At 69.1% G+C, this 18,806-nt stretch carries 16 protein-coding genes; 9 read left to right on the top strand and 7 right to left on the bottom strand.

The genetic code is table 11. From position 1 onward, the window contains the following. The first annotated feature begins 59 nt into the window (after positions 1-59). Positions 60-1,457, top strand: coding sequence for a class II 3-deoxy-7-phosphoheptulonate synthase (locus JR064_RS18190; RefSeq protein WP_206230667.1), 1,398 nt, complete (start codon positions 60-62; stop codon positions 1,455-1,457). On the opposite strand, the gene JR064_RS18185 is transcribed toward JR064_RS18190, so the two are convergent. Then, on the bottom strand, positions 1,379-1,849 hold the full coding sequence (locus JR064_RS18185; protein WP_206230666.1) for a hypothetical protein: 471 nt from the start codon (positions 1,847-1,849) through the stop codon (positions 1,379-1,381). The two genes, JR064_RS18190 and JR064_RS18185, sit on opposite strands and share 79 nt — an antisense overlap. A gap of 111 nt (positions 1,850-1,960) precedes the next feature. On the opposite strand from JR064_RS18185, the gene JR064_RS18180 reads away from it, so the two are divergent. After that, a complete protein-coding gene (locus tag JR064_RS18180; protein ID WP_191825098.1) occupies positions 1,961-3,130 on the top strand; it encodes a mechanosensitive ion channel family protein in 1,170 nt (389 codons plus the stop codon). A gap of 225 nt (positions 3,131-3,355) precedes the next feature. Here the strand turns inward: JR064_RS18180 and JR064_RS18175 are convergent, their stop codons facing one another. The 3 genes from JR064_RS18175 to typA form a co-directional block, all read right to left on the bottom strand. Continuing rightward, positions 3,356-4,963 (bottom strand): amidase, encoded by a 1,608-nt coding sequence (locus tag JR064_RS18175; protein ID WP_206230665.1) that lies wholly within the window; start codon positions 4,961-4,963, stop codon positions 3,356-3,358. 87 nt (positions 4,964-5,050) lie between these two features. Further along, on the bottom strand, positions 5,051-5,533 hold the full coding sequence (locus tag JR064_RS18170) for a DUF2127 domain-containing protein (protein WP_179570581.1): 483 nt from the start codon (positions 5,531-5,533) through the stop codon (positions 5,051-5,053). 13 nt (positions 5,534-5,546) lie between these two features. Then, positions 5,547-7,376, bottom strand: a complete 1,830-nt coding sequence (gene typA, locus JR064_RS18165; protein ID WP_064538334.1) for a translational GTPase TypA — start codon at positions 7,374-7,376, stop codon at positions 5,547-5,549. A 189-nt stretch (positions 7,377-7,565) separates the two neighbouring features. Between typA and JR064_RS18160 the strand changes: the two genes are divergently transcribed. The 7 genes from JR064_RS18160 to JR064_RS18130 all read left to right on the top strand — a co-directional run bounded on the left by JR064_RS18160 (position 7,566) and on the right by JR064_RS18130 (position 15,774). Next, positions 7,566-8,060 carry a peptidylprolyl isomerase gene (locus tag JR064_RS18160; RefSeq protein ID WP_179570582.1) on the top strand — a complete coding sequence of 165 codons (495 nt, stop codon included), beginning with the start codon at positions 7,566-7,568 and terminating at the stop codon, positions 8,058-8,060. 90 nt (positions 8,061-8,150) lie between these two features. Continuing rightward, positions 8,151-8,525 (top strand): glutaredoxin family protein, encoded by a 375-nt coding sequence (locus tag JR064_RS18155; protein ID WP_241093157.1) that lies wholly within the window; start codon positions 8,151-8,153, stop codon positions 8,523-8,525. Between the two features lie 36 nt (positions 8,526-8,561). Beyond that, entirely contained in the window at positions 8,562-9,548 is a 987-nt protein-coding gene (locus JR064_RS18150) for a malate dehydrogenase (RefSeq protein ID WP_206230664.1), read from the top strand. Between the two features lie 115 nt (positions 9,549-9,663). Next, positions 9,664-10,395, top strand: coding sequence for a DUF4189 domain-containing protein (locus JR064_RS18145; protein WP_206230663.1), 732 nt, complete (start codon positions 9,664-9,666; stop codon positions 10,393-10,395). 229 nt (positions 10,396-10,624) lie between these two features. Continuing rightward, positions 10,625-13,135: a S9 family peptidase gene (locus tag JR064_RS18140; RefSeq protein WP_206230662.1), complete on the top strand. Its 2,511-nt coding sequence runs from the start codon at positions 10,625-10,627 to the stop codon at positions 13,133-13,135. Positions 13,136-13,267: 132 nt separating this feature from the next. Then, the gene (gene prpE, locus JR064_RS18135) at positions 13,268-15,145 is read left to right on the top strand and encodes a propionate--CoA ligase (protein ID WP_206230661.1); all 1,878 of its coding nucleotides are present in this window, start codon (positions 13,268-13,270) and stop codon (positions 15,143-15,145) included. A 68-nt stretch (positions 15,146-15,213) separates the two neighbouring features. Then, complete coding sequence (locus JR064_RS18130; protein ID WP_206230660.1) at positions 15,214-15,774, top strand: hypothetical protein; 561 nt, start codon at positions 15,214-15,216, stop codon at positions 15,772-15,774. A gap of 188 nt (positions 15,775-15,962) precedes the next feature. Here the strand turns inward: JR064_RS18130 and JR064_RS18125 are convergent, their stop codons facing one another. From JR064_RS18125 to JR064_RS18115, 3 genes are all read right to left on the bottom strand, one after another. Next, a complete protein-coding gene (locus JR064_RS18125) occupies positions 15,963-16,571 on the bottom strand; it encodes a glutathione binding-like protein (protein WP_206230659.1) in 609 nt (202 codons plus the stop codon). A gap of 78 nt (positions 16,572-16,649) precedes the next feature. After that, entirely contained in the window at positions 16,650-17,111 is a 462-nt protein-coding gene (locus JR064_RS18120; RefSeq protein ID WP_145701667.1) for a cell wall hydrolase, read from the bottom strand. 297 nt (positions 17,112-17,408) lie between these two features. Continuing rightward, a complete protein-coding gene (locus JR064_RS18115; protein ID WP_241093156.1) occupies positions 17,409-18,743 on the bottom strand; it encodes a hypothetical protein in 1,335 nt (444 codons plus the stop codon). Between the last annotated feature and the right edge of the window lie 63 nt (positions 18,744-18,806).

Genomic DNA, 18,806 nt, shown 5'->3' with positions numbered 1-18,806 from the left:
CAGTGCTTTGCGTCGCGGCCTGGCTCTGCGAACATCGCAGGTTGCCAAGGAGTCCTTTCATGAACCTGTCCGTCCCCGCCGCCCCGCCCGAATCCGCTTCGCCGTCCTGGGCGCCCGCAAGCTGGCGCGGCAAACCCGCGCTGCAGATGCCGGTGTATCCGGACGCGCAGGCGCTGGAGGCGACGCTGGGCGAATTGCGCCATCTGCCGCCGCTGGTCACCTCGTGGGAGATCTTCGCGCTGAAGAAGCAGCTGGCCGAGGCGCAGGAAGGCAAGCGGTTCCTGCTGCAGGGCGGCGATTGCGCGGAGAACTTCAGCGATTGCGAGTCGGGCACGATCTCCAACCGGCTCAAGGTGCTGCTGCAGATGAGCCTGGTGCTGGTGCACGGCTTGCGCCTGCCGGTGGTGCGGGTCGGCCGCTATGCCGGCCAGTACGCCAAGCCGCGCTCGGCCGATACCGAGACCCGCGACGGCGTGACCCTGCCCAGCTACCGCGGCGACGTGGTCAACGGCCCGGAGTTCACCGCGCAGGCGCGCGTGCCCGATCCGCGGCGGATGATCACCGCGCACTCGCGTTCGGCGATGACGATGAACTTCGTGCGCGCGCTGATCGACGGCGGCTTCGCCGATTTGCACCATCCCGAGTACTGGAACCTGAGCTGGGTCGGCTACTCGCCGCTGGCCGAGGACTACCAGAAGATGGTGTCCTCGATCGGCGACGCGGTGCGCTTCATGGAGACGCTGTCCGGTGCGCAGCTGTACAACCTCAACCGGGTCGATTTCTACACCTCGCACGAAGCGCTGCTGCTGCCGTACGAGGAAGCGCTGACCCGCGAGGTGCCGCGGCAGTGGGGCTGGTTCAACCTGAGCACGCATTACCCGTGGATCGGCATGCGCACCGCCGCGCTGGACGGCGCGCACGTGGAATATTTCCGCGGCATCCGCAACCCGATCGCGATCAAGGTCGGGCCGTCGGCGCAGCCGGACCAGTTGCTGCGCCTGATCGACGTGCTCAACCCCGAGGACGAACCGGGCCGGTTGACCTTCATCCACCGCATGGGCGCGGCACAGATCGCGCAGAAACTGCCGCCGCTGCTGGATGCGGTGAAGCGCGACGGCCGCCGCGTGCTGTGGGTGTGCGATGCGATGCACGGCAATACCGAGAGCACCAGCAACGGCTACAAGACGCGGCGCTACGACAACGTGCTGGGCGAGGTGGAGCAGTCGTTCGACATCCATGCTGCGGCCGGCACGCGGTTGGGCGGTGTGCACCTGGAGCTGACCGGCGAAGACGTCACCGAATGCACCGGCGGCGCGCGCGAGCTGACCGAGCGCGACCTGGAGCGGGCGTACCGCTCCAGCGTGGATCCGCGCCTGAACTACGAGCAGTCGCTGGAGATCGCGCTGGCGATCGTGCGCAAGCAGAACGGGCGCAGCGTGCCGTTGAGCACGGACTGACCGCGCGCTCCCTGGGTCACCGCAGCGCGCTTGCTGGTGCGCTGCGTGCCCCAGGTGCCGATGGCGTGGCGATGGCGCTCGTCGGCGCGCTTGAAGTCGTCGATATCCGACACCGCGAATGCAACTGCAGCGCGCGTGTCGCGGCCTGCGATGGGGGGCTGGTTGGCGATGTCGGCGCCTCGGGTCTTGGCAGGCGCCGCGTCTGCCGCATCCAGCTTCGGACGTAACTGAGGACGCACCATCTGCAGCGGCGGCTGCGTGCCGTTGGCGAGTTGCCTGTCGCCGGTCAGGAACCGCGCATGCTGCGATCGCGCACACCGGTCATGGACTGCGCCAGGAACGGGGCGCCGCTCGCCCGCGATGCGCGTGTCGCGGATGTGCGCCGTGCGCACGCCTGGCGATGGTGCCGCGATTCGTGCCGCGGCACAGCGCTCGACACTGCGCTCATGCCTGCTTTGCCACACTGTCGCGACTCCTCCCCCTTCAAGGAGCGCATCTTGAACCTGGATCTCGACTGGATCCCGTGGCGCGCTTACACGCTGCCGATCGGCGCCGCGGTAGTGCTCGGCTTCCTCGCCTGGTGGCTGTTGTTGCGCATCGCGCAGCGCATGCGCGGGCGCGACTACCGGCGCGCGCGCATCATCCGCGTGGTCAGCGTGCCGATGGCCTTCCTGCTGCCGATGCTGATGCTCAGCTTCGCACTGGAATCCACGCCGCTGGACGAGCGCGCGTTGACCGACCTGCAGCACCTGCTGCATATCGGCATGATCGGTTGCGTGACCTGGCTGCTGGTGCGCGGCGCCGCCGCGCTGGAAAAGGCCATCCTGCGCAGCTATCCGATCGAAGTGGCCGACAATCTGACCGCGCGGCGCATCCAGACCCAGACCCGGGTGCTGGCACGCGTGGCGATGGGCACGATCATCCTGCTCGGCACCTCGGTGGTGCTGCTGACCTTCCCGGCTGTGCGGCAGATCGGCACTACGCTATTGGCCTCGGCCGGCATCATCGGCCTGGTCGCCGGTATCGCCGCCAAGCCGGTGTTCGGCAACCTGATCGCGGGCCTGCAGATCGCCCTGACCCAGCCGATCCGGCTCGACGACGTGGTCATCGTCGAAGGCGAGTGGGGCCGCATCGAGGAGATCGGCAGTTCCTACGTGGTGGTGCGGATCTGGGACGAGCGGCGCATGGTGGTGCCGTTGACCTGGTTCATCGAAAATCCGTTCCAGAACTGGACGCGCAGCAGCGCCGACCTGCTCGGTACCGCGTTCCTGTGGCTGGATTACCGCACGCCGATGCCGCAGCTGCGCGCCGAGCTGGAGCGGATCTGCAAGAGCGAGCCGCTGTGGGATGGACGCGTCTGCGTGACCCAGGTGACCGAGACCAGCGAGAGCACGATCCAGGTGCGCCTGCTGGTCAGCGCGCGCAATTCCGGCGATGCGTTCGACCTGCGCTGCATCGTGCGCGAACGGATGATCGATTTCCTGACCCGCGAACATCCGTATGCCTTGCCGAAGCTGCGCGCGGAGATCTCCTCGGACACCGCGCGCGCGGCACCGCGCCCGCCATCGACGGCCAGCGACTCGGCGGCGATGCGCTCGCCCGGCGCCGAGGATGGCGCGCCGGCGGCGACAGCGGTGCAGGATCCGGGCGCGCCGAGGCCGGATACGGCATAGCGTCGCGTTGTGCCGTGCCGTGTCGGCGTGGCGGCAGGCGCCTGCAGCGTCCATGCGTTGTTTGTAACGCATGAATTCTCATTGAAACCTGTAGGAGCGGCTTCAGCCGCGACCGGGGCTTTATTGGTAACGCCCGGTCGCGGCTGAAGCCGCTCCTACAAAGGCGTTCTTCGCCAACCGTCTGTCGATGGGTTGCGCCTTGGCGCCGTTGCGGCGCTATTCGCTTTACGGATGCTGCGTGGCCTGCGGCAGCGTCGGCAAGAACGCCGGCGGCATGCGTGCGCGGCTGCGCTGTTCGTAGGCGTAGCCCAGTTCGATCAGGCGCGGCTCGCTCCAGGCGCCGCCGATGAACACCAAGCCCAGCGGCAGGCCGTCGCTGGCGCCCATCGGCACGGTCAGGCTGGGATAGCCGGCCACCGCCGCCGCGCCGTAGCTGGCCCCGGGAAAGTCGTCGCCGTGGAGCGGGTCGGTCTTCCAGGCGCGGCCGGTGGTCGGCGCGATCAGCGCATCCAGCCGCTGCGCGCGCAGGGCCGCGTCGATGCCGTCCGGACCGGCCAGGCGCCTGGCTTTCGCCCGCGCTTCCAGGTAGGCCGGGTCGCCCAGGCCATGGGTGGCCTGCGCCTGTTCGAACAGCGCCTGGTCGAAGTGCGCCAGTTCGCGCTCGGCATGCGCGCGGTTGAACGCGATCAGTTGCGCCAAGGTGCGCAGCGGCGCCTGGCGCGTGTCGAGGTAGCGTTCCAGCCCGGCCTTGAACTCGGTCAGCAAGACGGTCAGTTCGGCGTCGTCCCATTGCCCGGCGGTGGGGATCCGCGCAGCGACCACGGTGGCGCCGGCCGCACGCAGCGCGGCGACCGCGCGCGCCTGCGCCGCGGCGATGTCCGGGGCCTGGGTCAGCGGTGAGGGCAGCAGGCCGATGCGCGCGCCGCGCAGCGCGTCGCGGCGCAGGTGCGCGGCGTAGTCGTAGCCGGGCGGACGCGGTGCCGCGGCGGTGGCCAGGTCGGCAGGATCGGGCGCGGCCAGTACGCTCAGCAGCGTCGCCGCGTCGGCGACGCTGCGGGTCATCGGTCCGGCCGTGTCCTGGCTGGCGGAGATCGGGAGGATGCCGTTGCGGCTGATCAGGCCAACGGTCGGCTTCAGCCCGACCAGGCCGTTCACCGCGGCCGGGCAGACGATGCTGCCGTCGGTCTCGGTGCCGATGCCGGCCACCGCCAGATTGGCCGACACGGCTACGCCGGTGCCGGCGCTGGAGCCGCAGGGATTGCGATCGAGCACGTACGGATTGCGGGTCTGTCCGCCGCGCGCGCTCCAGCCGGAACTGGACTTGCTGGAGCGGAAGTTGGCCCACTCGCTGAGGTTGCTCTTGCCCAGGATCACCGCGCCGGCCTGGCGCAGGCGCTGCACCAGGAAGGCATCGTGCGGCGGGTGGAAGTCGGCCAGCGCCAGCGAGCCGGCCGAGGTGGCCATCGGCCGCGCATCGATGTTGTCCTTCAACACGAGCGGGATGCCGTGCAGCGGGCCGCGCAGATGCCCGGCGCGGCGTTCGGCGTCCCGCTGCCGCGCTTCGTCCAGGGCGTGCGGATTGCGTTCGATGATCGCGTGCAGCGCCGGTCCTTGCCGGTCCAGCGCATCGATCCGTTGCAGGTAGGCCGCGGTCAGGCCGGCGCTGTCGAGCGTGCCGTGCGCCATCCGCGCCTGCAGCGTGGCGATGTCGGTTTCGGCATGGGCGAACGCGTTTGGGGCTTGTGGCGGCGCGGCGACGGCGGTGTCGGGCACGACGGGATGCCGGCAGCCGGCGAGGGCGCCGCACAGCAACAGGGCGGGCAGCAGGCGCATCGGCAGGTTCCCGGGAAGTCGTTCTCCAGGAGGCTACGCAGCGCTATGGGGATTGGCAAACCGGTGCGGGCGCCTGCCCGCATGCGTTCAGTGCGCGGGACGCCGCCGGCGCCGGATCAGGTCGCGGGCCAGGATGCCGACCACGGCCAGGTTGATCGCCAGCACCGCCCACGCGGCCCAGCCGGGATGGCGCACGATCGCGTAGATGTCGAACGGCAGATAGATGGCCGCGGAGACGCAGCCCAGCATCGACGCCCAGGCCTTGGCGCGCCACAGGCCCCAGGCTTCGACGATGTGCAGCACGCCGTAGGCGAGCATGCCGGCGGCGGCAAGATGTACCGCGCCGGGATTGATCATGGTGAGCAGCGACGGCAGCGCGCCGTGCTCCGGGTCCAGGCTGAAACGCACGATCAGCCGGCCCACCGCCGCGCGCAGCGGCAGCGGGCCCATCAGTTCCAGACCCGTGGCCGCGAGCACCGCGAGCAGGCCTTTGCCGGCCTCCAGCAGTGCGATCAGGTGCAGGCCCGGATGCGCGTGCGGATCCGGGTTGTACGCCTTCTTGCTAGCCACGGGAACTCGGCGATCAGCCGCCGCGACCGGCGCGCTTGCGATCGCTTTCGGTCAGGAACTTCTTGCGCAGGCGGATTTCCTTCGGGGTGACTTCGACCAGCTCGTCGTCCTCGATGAAGTCCAGCGCCTGTTCCAGCGTGTACTTGATCGCCGGGGTCAGCTTGATCGCATCGTCCTTGCCCGAAGCGCGCATGTTGGTCAGCGGCTTGGTCTTGATCGCGTTGACGGTCAGGTCGTTGTCCTTGGAATGGATACCGATCAGCTGGCCTTCGTACACGTTGTCGCCTTCGGCGGCGAACAGGCGGCCACGCTCTTCCAGCGGCCCCAGCGAGTAGGCGGGGGTGGCACCGGCGGCGTTGGCGATCATCACGCCGTTCTGGCGCTTGGCGATGGCGCCCTGTTCCTTCGGGCCGTAATGGTCGAACACGTGGAACAGCAGGCCCGAGCCCTGGGTCAGGGTGCGGAACTCGTTCTGGAAGCCGATCAGGCCACGCGCCGGGATCATGTAGTCAAGGCGCACGCGGCCCTTGCCGTCCGGCTCCATGTTCTTCAGCTGGCCCTTGCGGATGCCCAGCTTCTCCATCACGCCGCCCTGGTGCTGCTCTTCGATGTCCACCACCAGCTGCTCGACCGGCTCCATCAGCTTGCCGTCGATTTCCTTGACGATGACTTCCGGGCGCGACACCGCCAGCTCGAAGCCTTCGCGGCGCATGTTCTCGATCAGCACCGACAGGTGCAGCTCGCCGCGGCCGGAGACCAGGAACTTGTCCGGGTCGGACCCTTCCTCGACCTTCAGCGCGACGTTGTGCAGCGTCTCGCGCTCCAGGCGCTCGCGGATCTGGCGGCTGGTGATGAACTTGCCGCCGCTGTGTTCCTTGCTGCCGGCGAACGGCGAGTTGTTGACCTGGAAGGTCATCGAGATGGTCGGCTCGTCCACGGTCAGCGCCGGCAGCGCTTCCGGGGTGTCGAGCGCGCAGATGGTGTCGGAGATGCTCATGTCGGCGACGCCGGAGATGGCGACGATGTCGCCGGCCTCGGCCTCTTCCACTTCCACCCGCTCCAGGCCCATGAAGCCCAGCACCTGCAGGATCTTGCCCTGGCGCTTCTTGCCTTCGCGGTCGACGATGCTGACCGGCATGTTCTTCTTGACCTTGCCGCGCTGGATGCGGCCGATGCCGATCAGGCCGACGAAGTTGTTGTAGTCCAGCTGGCTGATGCGCATCTGGAACGGGCCGTCCGGATCCACCTGCGGCGGCGCCACGTGCTTCATGATCGCTTCGTACAGCGGGGTCATGTCGCCTTCGCGGGCGCTGTCGTCCAGGCTCGCGTAGCCGTGCAGCGCCGAGGCGTAGACGATCGGGAAGTCGAGCTGCTCGTTGGTCGCGCCGAGCTTGTCGAACAGGTCGAACACCTGGTCGATCACCCAGTCCGGACGCGCGCCCGGGCGGTCGATCTTGTTGACCACCACGATCGGCTTGAAGCCCATCGCGAAGGCCTTCTGGGTCACGAAGCGGGTCTGCGGCATCGGCCCGTCCATCGCGTCGACCAGGATCAGCACCGAGTCCACCATCGACAGCACGCGCTCCACTTCGCCGCCGAAGTCGGCGTGTCCGGGGGTGTCGACGATGTTGATGCGGTTGCCCTGCCAGGTGATGGCCGTGTTCTTGGCCAGGATCGTGATGCCACGTTCCTTTTCCTGATCGTTGCTGTCCATCACGCGCTCGGCCAGCACCGTGCGCTCGGAGAGGGTGCCGGACTGCTTCAGCAGGCAGTCGACGAGGGTGGTCTTGCCATGATCGACGTGGGCGACGATGGCGATATTGCGAAGATTTTCGATGGACATGCGAAAGGGGGCCAACCGGCGCCAGAAAGGAAGGAGAGTAAGCCCCCTATTATACCTGTATCCCGGCGCGCCTGCCGGTTCAGGATTCAGGCGGCGGCGGTGGCGCTGCCGGCGGCACCGGAGGCGGGCCAAACAGGCCGGCGTGTATCCTATGCGCCCCAAATGACGCCCCCGTTTCCAAGGAATCCCATGTCCCTGATCGCCCATTTCGACACCGCCCGCGGCCCGATCACCATCGAGCTGTATCCCGACAAGGCGCCGCTGACCGTGGCCAACTTCGTGAACCTGGCCAAGCGCGGCTTCTACGACGGGCTGAGCTTCCACCGCGTGATCGCCGACTTCATGATCCAGGGCGGCTGCCCGGAAGGCTCCGGCCGCGGCGGCCCGGGCTACCGTTTCGAGGACGAGACCAACAACGGCGTGCGCCATGAGCGCGGCGTGCTGTCGATGGCCAACGCCGGTCCCAGCACCAATGGCAGCCAGTTCTTCATCACCCACACCGCCACCCCGTGGCTGGACGGCAAGCACACCGTGTTCGGCAAGGTGACCCAGGGCCTGGACGTGGTCGACAGCGTCGCCCAGGGCGATGCGATCAACAAGATCACCATCGAAGGCGATACCGATGCGGTGCTGGCGGCCAAGGCCGACCGCGTCGCCGAGTGGAACCGCCTGCTCGACGCCTGAGTGCCGCCGCGACCGGCCCTGGCGGCCGGTCGCCGATGGCCTGCGTGCTAACATTTCCCGGTTGATTGCCGCGCCCGACCCTCGATGACGATGCGTCTCCTTTTGCTGTGCATGGTGCTGCTCGGAATCGGCGGCGGCGTGCACGCGTGGTGGCGCAGTTCCGGGGCCGCATCGGCGCCAGCAACGCTGGCGGCCGGCGATCCGCGGCGGCTCACCGGCGAAGACGGCATCGTCATGCTGGCCGCCGACTGGTGCGGCTACTGCCGCCGGCAACAGGCCGATTTCGAACGCGCCCAGGTCCGCTACCGCGTGCTCGACGTGGAGCAGGAGGAAGGCCGCCTGGCCGCCGCCGCGCTGGGCCGCGAAGGCGTGCCGATCACGGTGATCGGCCAGCACGTGATCGACGGCTACGACACCGCCGCCCTGGACGCGCATCTGCAGCCGCTCGGCTACCGCGTCTACTGACCCCCCTTAATCCCTTTTTTAGCAGAGGAACCCCCCATGAAGACACCCGTACGTGTTGCTGTGACCGGCGCTGCCGGCCAGATCGGCTATGCCCTGCTGTTCCGTATCGCCTCCGGCGAAATGCTGGGCAAGGACCAGCCGGTGATCCTGCAGTTGCTCGAGCTGCCGATGGAGAAGGCCCAGGCCGCGCTGAAGGGCGTGATGATGGAATTGGAAGACTGCGCGTTCCCGCTGCTGGCCGGCATGGTCGGCACCGACGACGCCGAAGTGGCGTTCAAGGACGCCGACGTGGCCCTGCTGGTCGGCGCGCGTCCGCGCGGCCCGGGCATGGAGCGCAAGGACCTGCTGCTGGAGAACGCCAAGATCTTCACCGCGCAGGGCGCGGCGCTGAACAAGGTCGCCAGCCGCAACGTCAAGGTGCTGGTGGTCGGCAACCCGGCCAACACCAACGCCTACATCGCGATGAAGTCGGCGCCGGACCTGAACCCGAAGAACTTCACCGCCATGCTGCGCCTGGACCACAACCGCGCGCTGAGCCAGCTGGCCGGCAAGCTCGGCAAGCCGGTCGGCGGCATCGAGAAGCTGGTGGTGTGGGGCAACCACAGCCCGACCATGTATCCGGACTACCGCTTCGCCACCGTCGAGGGCGCGTCCATCGCCGAGGCGATCGACGACCAGGAGTGGAACGCCGGCACCTTCATCCCGACCGTGGGCAAGCGCGGCGCGGCGATCATCGAGGCGCGCGGCTCGTCCTCGGCCGCCTCGGCCGCCAACGCCGCCATCGACCACGTGCGCGACTGGGTGCTGGGCAGCAACGGCAAGTGGGTGACCATGGGCGTGCCGTCCGACGGTTCCTACGGCATCCCGGAAGGCGTGATGTTCGGCTTCGCGGTGACCACCGAGAACGGCGAGTACACCCTGGTCAAGGACCTGCCGATCGACGACTTCAGCCAGAAGTACATCGACAAGACCCTGGCCGAGCTGGAAGAAGAGCGCAGCGGCGTGGCGCACCTGCTGGGCTGATCGCTGCGATCGAGGTGCGGAAGACGCCGGGCTCGCCCGGCGTTTTTCTTTTGCGGGTACGCGCGCGCGACTACAGCGCTAGACTGCGCGGCCTGGAACGAGCATGGAGCACACGATGCATCAACGGATATGGGGCTTGCTGCTGTTGTTGGCGGCTGGAGTGGCGTGGTCCGGCTCGGCCAAGGCCTGGCAGTCCTGCCAGGACGTGGTTGTCGGCATGTACAACAACCAGCCGGTGATGCAGAGCCAGTGCACCTGGCTGGCCGGCGCGGTCGCGCTGGATCCGGCGACCCGCGCGATGGGCTCGGTATGGAATTACAGCGATGCCGACCAAGCCAAGGCCGCCGCCGCGCGCGACTGCGGTCCGTCATGCCTGGTGGTGAGCTTCTACGACGACTACTTCTATTTTGCTGCCTCGGACGAAGATGTCATCGGTTACGCCTCGACGGCGGAAGCGGCGCTGCGGCAATGCGAGCTCGCCAAGCCGGGCGTCCACTGCGACGTGGTGGTCTCGGCCGGCAGCGGCGGCCGCGCCGTGTATTGGCAATTCAATGCACTGGGCTACAACGGTACCCAGCAGAAAGCCTATGCGATCAGCGGCGGCGTGCGTCGCGGCGATGCCCGCCAGGCCATGCTGCAGGCCTGCGGTGGCGAGGCGGCATGCTTCGCCTACGTGCATCAGCAGCCGCATGCGGCGATGGCGCTGGGCGACGACGGCAAGCTGTACGCAGCCGAGGGCAATAGCGCCTGGCAGGCGCGGCGTGCGGCAAAAAAGTACTGCGCTGGCGAGCAGGGCAAGAAGGCCAAGTGCGAGATCGTGGCCGAGACCAGCAAGGCCGCTTCCTAGCGTTCGGGCTGGCCCGCGCCGTACAAGCGGCTGGCGCGCCCCCAGTTAGGTCGGGGGCGCCACGCTCGCGCGGCGGCGATGGTCGCCGTTGCATCGCCATTCCACGACTGCGCGCGACAGCCGGCCTCTGCGGTATGCCTTCGCCGTTCGGCCGGCCATGACGTTGCGCCCGCGCGCGCCGGTTTGCGGGTGTGCTAGGTTTCCTCGGCCATTCATTTGGGGAAATAGCATGACGCGCGCTCCGTACCGCTGGATCGGAGGGCTGGCGCTGGCCAGCCTGTTGCCGCTCGCCGCCAACGCCGCGGACAGCGGCTATCGGCAACCGCCGGAGCCGCTGCTGGGGGTGATGCGCGCGCCGCTGAATCCGTCGCCGCGGCTGGATCCCACCGGCAAGACCCTGCTGCTGGTGCAGCGCACCCAGTATCCGCCGATCGCGCGCGTGGCCGAGCCGTACCTGAAGCTGGCCGGGGTGCGGGTGGAGCCGCGCAGCCACAGCCGCCACGACATGTCCAACGGTTACGGCATCCGCGCCTGCCTGGAAGGTTTCAGCCTGGTCGACGTGGCCAGCGGCAAGCAGACCGCGGTGACCCTGCCGGCCGGCGCCTGTCCGGCGCTGCCGGTGTGGTCGCCGGACGGGCGCCGTTTCGCCTTCAACAACACCGCCGCCGACCGCGTCGAACTATGGGTGGGCGATGTGGCCACCGGCAATGTGCGCCGCATCGACGGCGTGCAGCTCAACCCGGTGCTGGGCGGCGAGATCCAGTGGCTGGGCGGCAGCGACACGCTGCTGTTGAAGACCGTGCCGCAGGACCTGGGCGCGGCGCCGCGCAAGGCGGCGGTGCCGCCCGGCCCGGAGGTCAAGGAAACCATCCAGGGCAAGGGCGAGAGCAGCACCTACGAGGCGCGCGACACGCTGTCCAGCCCCGAGGACGAGGCGCTGTTCACCTACTACGCCACCTCGCAACTGCTCACCGTCGATGCCGCCAGTGGCAAGCAGGCCAAGGTCGGCGCGCCGGCGGTCTATACCGCGGTGGACGGCGCGCCCGACGGCCGCCATGTGCGCGTGGAGCGGCTCAAGCGGCCGTATTCCTACGTCACCACCTATGCGCGTTTCGCCCACGATGTGGCGGTGCTCGATCTGTCCACTGGCGGCGAGCGCGTGCTGGCCGAGCTGCCGGTCGCCGACCGGGTGCCGGTGCAGGGCGTGCCGACCGGCCCGCGTGCGTATTCCTGGCGGGCCAACCAGCCGGCCACGCTGGTCTGGGCCGAGGCGCTGGACGGCGGCGACTGGAAGGCCACCGTGCCCGCACGCGACAAGCTGCTGACCCTGGCGGCGCCGTTCACCGCCAAGCCGCGCGAACTGGCGCGGGTGACCCAGCGCTACGCCGGACTGTCCTGGTTCGCCGAGGGCGGCCGGACGCTGCTGGACGAATACGACGAGAACCGCCACTGGCGCCGCACCTCGTTGCTGGACGCCGACCGCCCCGGCACGCCGGCCCGGGTGCTGTTCGACCTGTCCACCGACGATCTGTACGCCGATCCCGGCACCCCGGAACTGCGCGTGCTGGCCAACGGCGAAGCGGTGCTGCACGAGGACCGCGGCGCGCTGTTCCTGAGCGGGCAGGGCGCCACGCCGGCCGGCGACCGCGCGTTCCTGGACCGCTACGAACTGGCCAGCGGCAAGACCGAGCGCCTGTTCCGCAGCGATGCCAGCGTCGACGAGGTGTTCGCCGGGTTCGCCGGCGACGATACGACCAAGCTGCTGACCTGGCGCCAGTCGCCGACCGATCCGCCCAACGTGTACCTGCGCGCGCTGGGCCAGGCGCAGACGGATGCGGCGGCGGGCGAAGCGGTCTACGCCTCGAGCATCGCGCCGGTCACCCGCTTCCCCGATCCGACGCCGCTGGTGCGGCAGATCAAGAAGCGGCTGGTGACCTACAAGCGCAAGGACGGGGTGGAACTGTCGTTCACCCTGTACACGCCGCCCGGCTACAAGGAAGGCACGCGGGTGCCGGCGATCCTGTACGCCTATCCGCTGGACTATGCCGACCCGTCCAAGGCCGGCCAGGTCAGCGGCGCCAACGAGCGCGATTTCACCCGGCTGAGTTCCTACCAGCTGCTGTTGCTGGCCGGCTACGCGATCATCGACGACACCGCCTTCCCGATCGTCGGCGATCCCAAGACCGCCTACGACACCTATCTGCAGCAACTGGTGGACAACGCCACCGCCGCGGTGGACAAGGCGGTGGAGCTGGGCGTGGTCGACCGGCAGCGGATCGGCGTCACCGGCCACAGCCACGGCGCGCTGATGGCGGCCAACCTGCTGGCGCATACCGACCTGTTCCGCGCCGGCGTGGCGACCAGCGGCAGCTACAACAAGACCCTGACCCCGTTCGGCTTCCAGAACGAGCGGCGCTCGTTCTGGGCCGCGCCGGAGGTCTACGCGCAGGCCTCGGCGTTCTTCCATGCCGACAAGATCAACGAGCCGCTGCTGATCGTGCACGGCATGGACGACGCCAATCCCGGCACCGAAACCACCCAGGCGCCGCGCCTGTTCCAGGCGATCCGCGGCAATGGCGGCACCGCGCGGCTGGTGCTGCTGCCGTTCGAGCCGCACTGGTACACCGCGCGCGAGTCCAACGAGGACGTGGTGGCGGAGATGCTGGAGTGGTTCGACCGCTACGTGAAGAATGCGCCGCCGCGTGCGGCGGCGGCGAAGGCGGCAGCGCAAAAGCAGTAGGGCAGTCCACCGGCGGCGGCACGGGCCGGTGACGCCGCGGCGTCGCGGTCGCCCTTCGACCAAGGTCGGAAGGACGCCCGCGACGCGCAGGGACTATGCTCGGCGTGGGTGCATCGCCTTGGGAGGGGCCGCATGGACTACGCGACGCTGTACCGGCGCTCGATCGAGCAGCCGGAGGAGTTCTGGGCGGAGCAGGCCAAGGCGATCCACTGGCAGCGGCCGCCGCAGGCGATCCTGGAATACGACCACCCGCCGTTCCGGCGCTGGTTCGGCGGCGGCCTGACCAACCTGTGCCACAACGCGGTCGACCGGCACCTGCCCGAGCGCGCCGCGCAGCTGGCGCTGGTGGCGGTGTCCAGCGAGACCGGGCAGACCCGCGAATTCACCTATGCGCAGCTGCACGCCGAGGTCAATGCCTTCGCCGCGGTGCTGCTGCGTCTGGACGTGCAGCGCGGCGACCGCGTGGTCATCTACATGCCGAACATGGCCGAGGCGGTGTTCGCGATGCTGGCCTGCGCGCGCATCGGCGCGGTGCACTCGGTGGTGTTCGGCGGTTTCGCCGCGCACAACCTGGCGCTGCGCATCGACGATGCGGCGCCGAAGCTGCTGATCGCCGCCGATGCCGGCAGCCGCGGCGGCAAGATCATCCCCTACAAGCCGCTGGTCGATGCCGCCTGCGCGGAAGCCAGCGCGCCGCCGCCGAAGGTGCTGATCGTCTCGCGCGGGCTGGATCCGGCGCAGCCGCGCAGCGACGGGCGCGACATGGACTACGCCGAGTTGCGCGCGCAGGTCGGCGACGCGCAGGTGCCGGTGACCTGGCTGGAATCCAACGAACCCAGCTATCTGCTGTACACCTCCGGCACCACCGGCAAGCCCAAGGGCGTACAGCGCGACGTCGGCGGCTACGCGGTGGCGCTGGCGCTGTCGATGCGCACGGTGTTCGATTGCGCGCCGGGCCAGGTGATGTTCTCCACGTCCGATGTCGGCTGGGCGGTCGGCCATTCGTACAACGTGTACGGTCCGCTGATCGCCGGCTGCACCTCGCTGCTGTACGAGGGCTTGCCGGTCAATCCGGATCCCGGCGTGTGGTGGGCGCTGTGCGAGAAATACCGGGTGCGCACCATGTTCTCCTCGCCGACCGCGATCCGCGTGCTGAAGAAGCACCCGGTGCGTCACATCCGCGACCACGACCTGAGCGCGTTGCAATACCTGTTCCTGGCCGGCGAGCCGCTGGACGAGCCCACCGCGCTGTGGATCGGCGAGGCGCTGGGCAAGCCGATCATCGACAACTACTGGCAGACCGAGACCGGCTGGCCGGCGCTGACCTTGCTGCCGGGACTGGAAATGCGGCCGGTCAAGCCGGGTTCGCCGGGCTTTCCCAATCTCGGCTACAAGATGAAGATCGTCGACCCGCAGGGCACCGAGGTGCCGGCCGGGCGCAAGGGCGTGCTGGTGATCGAGCCGCCGCTGCCGCCGGGCTGCATGACCACGGTGTGGAACGACGACGCGCGCTTCCTGCGCAGCTATTTCAGCCATTTCGACGAGCTGCTGTACAGCTCGCTGGACTGGGCGATTCGCGACGACGACGGCTATACCTTCATCCTCGGCCGCACCGACGACGTGATCAACGTCGCCGGCCATCGCCTCGGCACGCGCGAGATCGAAGAAGCCATCGCCGGCCATGCGGACGTGGCCGAGGTGGCGGTGATCGGCATGCACGACGAACTGAAGGGGCAGGTGCCGGTGGTCTTCGCGACGCTGAAACAACAGGCATCGCCCGATGCCGCCGCCGCCATTGCCGAACAACTGCGGCAATGCGTGGTGGAGCGGCTCGGTGCGGTGGCGCGGCCGGCGCAGGTGTATCTGGTGCAGGCATTGCCGAAGACGCGCTCGGGCAAACTGCTGCGGCGTTCGCTGCAGGCGCTGGCCGAGCAGCGCGATCCCGGCGACCTGTCGACGCTGGACGATCCGGGCGCGCTCGACGAGATTCGCCGCGCGTTGGCGCGCTGAGGCGCCACTGCATTGCGCAACAAGCGCGCCGGCTGCCGCTGGCGCGCAATCACAGGGGAGGGCGGCGAATGAGCGAGAGCTATGCCAAGACCGACGCCGGACGGCAGGAGATCGCGGACCGCGCACGCCGGTTGCCGGCGCAGTTGCGCTCGATCCTGCTGGTGGTGGATGGGCACAAGGACGACAGCGCGCTGCAGCAGATCGTCGCCGGCCTGCATGCGCCGGAAGACGCCTTGGCGCAGCTGCAGCAGATGGGCCTGATCGCCCGCGGCGGCGATGCGTCGGCCTCGCCTGCGCCTGCAACATCGTCATCGATATCGCCATCGAGCACGCCGCCGGCGGCGGCGACGTCGGCCGGCGCCATCCATCCGCTGGCCAGTCCGGGCGATGCGCCGGTATCGCATGAAGCGGCGCAACGCTATTCGCGTCTTTACGACGCGATGAGCGAAGCGGTGCGCAAGTATCTGGGGCTGAAGGGCTATTTCATGCAGTTGCGGATCGAGCGCTGCAGCGACGCCGCCGCGCTCGAAGCGCTGCTGCCGGAGTTCACCGCCGCGCTCGGCAAGGCCAAGTCGCCAGCGCTGGCTGCGCGTTGGCTGCAGGACACGCTTGACGACGAGCGGCGGTAGCTGCGATCGAGCGCCAATGGCGTGCGCACGCACATGCCGGCGTGTGATGGCGAGGAAGCAATGTCCGCTGTTGTAGGAGCGGCTTCAGCCGCGACAGGATTTCCCGGTGCCGCCTGTCGCGGCTGAAGCCGCTCCTGCAGGTTTCGTCTGTCTGCAGACAGATCAGAATGCGCTCTGACTGCGCTTGCTCAATTCAAGCCTTCGGCCTGCAGCGCCGCCTGCACCTGCGGATCGGCCGCCATGCGCGCGAAGAAGTCCTGCAGGTTGGCGCCGAGTTCGATCTTCAGCGCCTGCGCCCACCGCAGGGTCACGAACAGATACGCATCGGCGATCGAGCGCTGCGTGCCGGCGAGCCATTGCTGCGTCGCCAGCTGCGCGTCCACGCGCGCGTACAGCGTACGCAGGCGTTCGCGCGCATGTTCCTGGGTGCGCGCGATCACCGCCGCGTCCTCAAGGTAGCGCGTGCTGCCGAACAACGGATGGAAGGCCGGATGCAGGTCGGCGTTGAGGAAGGCGAGCCAGCGCTGCACTTCGGCGCGACTGCGCGCGCTGCCGTCGCCGGCCAGCTGTGCCGCGGGCGCGCTATCGGCGATGTAGTTGAGGATCGCCGAGTTCTGGGTCAGTACCCACTCGTCCACCTGCAGCGCGGGCACCGCGCCGGCGGGATTGAGCGCGAGATAGGCCGGTGCCTTCATCGACGCGGCGTCGAGCACTTCCAGTTCGAACGGCAATTCCGCCCAGCGCAGCGCGATGTGGTCGGCCAGCGAGCAGGCGCCGGGCTTGGCATACAGTTTCATTGCAGACTCCGCACGAACAAAGGGCCGGGAAGCGTACCCGGCCCTGCGTGCGGTTGGCGATAGCGCCGCGCTGGCCGGTCAGGACGCGTTGCGCGGCCGCAGCTTCTGCACGCGGTAGAACGTGTGGTCGCCGATCGTCGCCACCTGGTAGGCGTTGCGCCAGCTCGGGCTGGCGATCGCATGCGCGGCGAAGTGGCTGGCGCCGGGCACGATCTCCTTGCGCTGGCCCTGCGGCAGCGCCCAGTTGCGCTCTGCGGCGAAGGCGACGTTGACCGCATCGGCCCAGGCGTCGTCGTTCTTCAGTTCGGTGCCGGGTTTCACCAGGCCCGGCGCGAACTGTTTGCGCGCGGTGACCACCTGGCACATCGAGTTGCCCCACAGGCCGCTGTCCAGGCGCCGCAGCGCCACTTCGGCGACCGCCTGCTGGCCGCGCAGCGTCTGGTCACGCGCTTCCAGATAGACGGTGGTGCTCAGACACAGCGAATCGGCGGCGGGTTGCGGCAATAGTTGCGACAGCCAGAGTATCCAGGCCAGTTTCATATAACTCCTTGCTCCGTATGGGCCGTCATCGGGGCTGCACCGGGTGGCGCGGCAAGGCGATGCGGCTTGGCGTCATGGGGAGGCGGCCTGTCACGGGTCGCCCGGGTGCCGGCGCAATCTGGAGGCCGGCGGATCCACCAAGATGGGCGGATCGGAAGTGGCGCGCACAATAGGCGCCGCTTCCCCAATCGCAACTGAACCCCGGTTGTTGACAGGGTTCACTATCCGTGTGGCGCGCGCGGCGCGTGACGCCGCGCGCGGAGGTATCGAAGCGTGGTGTATCCGCTGCAACCAGGCTCAGGGAAACTGGCCGCGTTGCATCAGCATCGCGTAGACCTTCACCACCGGATCGCGATGCTCGGCCAATTGCGCGAGCCGTTGCGCGTGGTCGGGCCAGCGCTGCATCTGCCCGGCGACTACGCGCAGATCGCCGAACCAGGTGTCGTGGTCCTGCGCGTAGTAGGGGCCGGACAGCAACGACGCCATCAGCGCGACGCCGCGATCGCGCGACGCGCCGCTCGGCGCATATTCCAGATAGCGCAGCAGTTCGCGCAGCCGTGCACGCTGCACGCGGCCGCTGCCATCGCCTGCCGCGGTCTGCTGCAGAACGCCATGGTCGAGCTGGTCGAGGAATTCGGCGGAGGCTTTTTCCAGCGCCGGGTCGGCGGCGGAGGCGTCGGGCAGCAGCAGTTGCGTGCGCACGTTGTAGCCGGCTTCGCGGATCAGCGAAACCGCCTCGTCGTCGATCGATTCCTGCGCCACCGGCGGTGCCGGCGGGATGCGTTCGTTCGGCAGTTCGGCGACGAAACGCTGCTCGAGCAGCCAGTGGTTGCCGAGCAGGCTCGCCGGGCAACGCGCCTGCGCCAGATGCGCCGCGACATAGGTGCGGTACGCCGCATGCAGCCGCTCGCGCAGTGCCGCGTCCTGCAGCCATTGCAGCAGCAGCGGCATGTCCGCGGCGACGCTCAGCTCGGTGGCGGTGAAGCCCGGATCGTTGCCGCGGATGCGCGCGAACATGCGCACCAGGCTGTCGGCGACCTGGGCCTGGCCGTTGCGCTCCAGCGCCGTGCTGGCGAGCACCATCTTCAGCGCCGGCGCCACGTCGGTTTCCTGTTGCGCCTTGTCCACGCGCTCGGCGAGCGCCGCCGCCTGCGGCGCGGCCTGGGCCGGCTGCAGTGCGGTCGCCAACGCGTAGGTGGGGCTGGGATCGTCGATCAGCTCGGCATCGCAGCCGGCGGCCTGCGGCGTCGGCAGCGCTGCGAACAGTGCGGCCGCCTGTGCGGGAGACGTCGCCAGGATGCGCGCAGCGCGCGTTTGCAGCGACAGCCGGTCCAGGCCGGCGGTGCGGGTATCGCGCAATTCGTCGCCGTGCTCTTCGCTGACATAGCCGGCGCTGGCCAGGCCGGGCATGCGCCGCATCGCGCGTTCCGCCAGGACCGACGCCTGTTGCGCCAGGCGCAGCGCGGCGTCGCGGCGATCGCTGCCGGCCGGCGACGGCAGGTCTTTGGCGTCGGCGATGCGCAGCAGCGCGTCGGCCTGGAAATCGGCCGGTAGCGCCTGCGCCGCGGCGATGACCTCGCGCGCCGATGGGCCGGGCACGGTGTCGGTGGAAGACGGTGATGCGGACGGCATGTCGGTCGCGGCGACAGCGCGATGCGCGGATGCCGGCGCGGCGACTGGCGCCGTGGCGGCGCG

The organism is Xanthomonas bonasiae (genome assembly GCF_017163705.1).
Classification (GTDB): domain Bacteria; phylum Pseudomonadota; class Gammaproteobacteria; order Xanthomonadales; family Xanthomonadaceae; genus Xanthomonas_A; species Xanthomonas_A bonasiae.
The sequence above is the reverse complement of the archived record's forward strand: the minus strand, read 5'-3'. Positions and strand labels throughout refer to the sequence as shown.

Coding starts and splice junctions, on each gene's coding strand:
- JR064_RS18150 (WP_206230664.1), top strand. CDS start 8,562: ATGAAGACACCCGTACGTGTTGCTGTGACCGGCGCTGCCGGCCAGATC.
- JR064_RS18125 (WP_206230659.1), bottom strand. CDS start 16,571: ATGAAACTGTATGCCAAGCCCGGCGCCTGCTCGCTGGCCGACCACATC.
- JR064_RS18175 (WP_206230665.1), bottom strand. CDS start 4,963: ATGCGCCTGCTGCCCGCCCTGTTGCTGTGCGGCGCCCTCGCCGGCTGC.
- JR064_RS18120 (WP_145701667.1), bottom strand. CDS start 17,111: ATGAAACTGGCCTGGATACTCTGGCTGTCGCAACTATTGCCGCAACCC.
- typA (WP_064538334.1), bottom strand. CDS start 7,376: ATGTCCATCGAAAATCTTCGCAATATCGCCATCGTCGCCCACGTCGAT.
- JR064_RS18160 (WP_179570582.1), top strand. CDS start 7,566: ATGTCCCTGATCGCCCATTTCGACACCGCCCGCGGCCCGATCACCATC.
- JR064_RS18130 (WP_206230660.1), top strand. CDS start 15,214: ATGAGCGAGAGCTATGCCAAGACCGACGCCGGACGGCAGGAGATCGCG.
- JR064_RS18140 (WP_206230662.1), top strand. CDS start 10,625: ATGACGCGCGCTCCGTACCGCTGGATCGGAGGGCTGGCGCTGGCCAGC.
- JR064_RS18115 (WP_241093156.1), bottom strand. CDS start 18,743: ATGCCGTCCGCATCACCGTCTTCCACCGACACCGTGCCCGGCCCATCG.
- prpE (WP_206230661.1), top strand. CDS start 13,268: ATGGACTACGCGACGCTGTACCGGCGCTCGATCGAGCAGCCGGAGGAG.
- JR064_RS18190 (WP_206230667.1), top strand. CDS start 60: ATGAACCTGTCCGTCCCCGCCGCCCCGCCCGAATCCGCTTCGCCGTCC.
- JR064_RS18155 (WP_241093157.1), top strand. CDS start 8,151: ATGCGTCTCCTTTTGCTGTGCATGGTGCTGCTCGGAATCGGCGGCGGC.
- JR064_RS18145 (WP_206230663.1), top strand. CDS start 9,664: ATGCATCAACGGATATGGGGCTTGCTGCTGTTGTTGGCGGCTGGAGTG.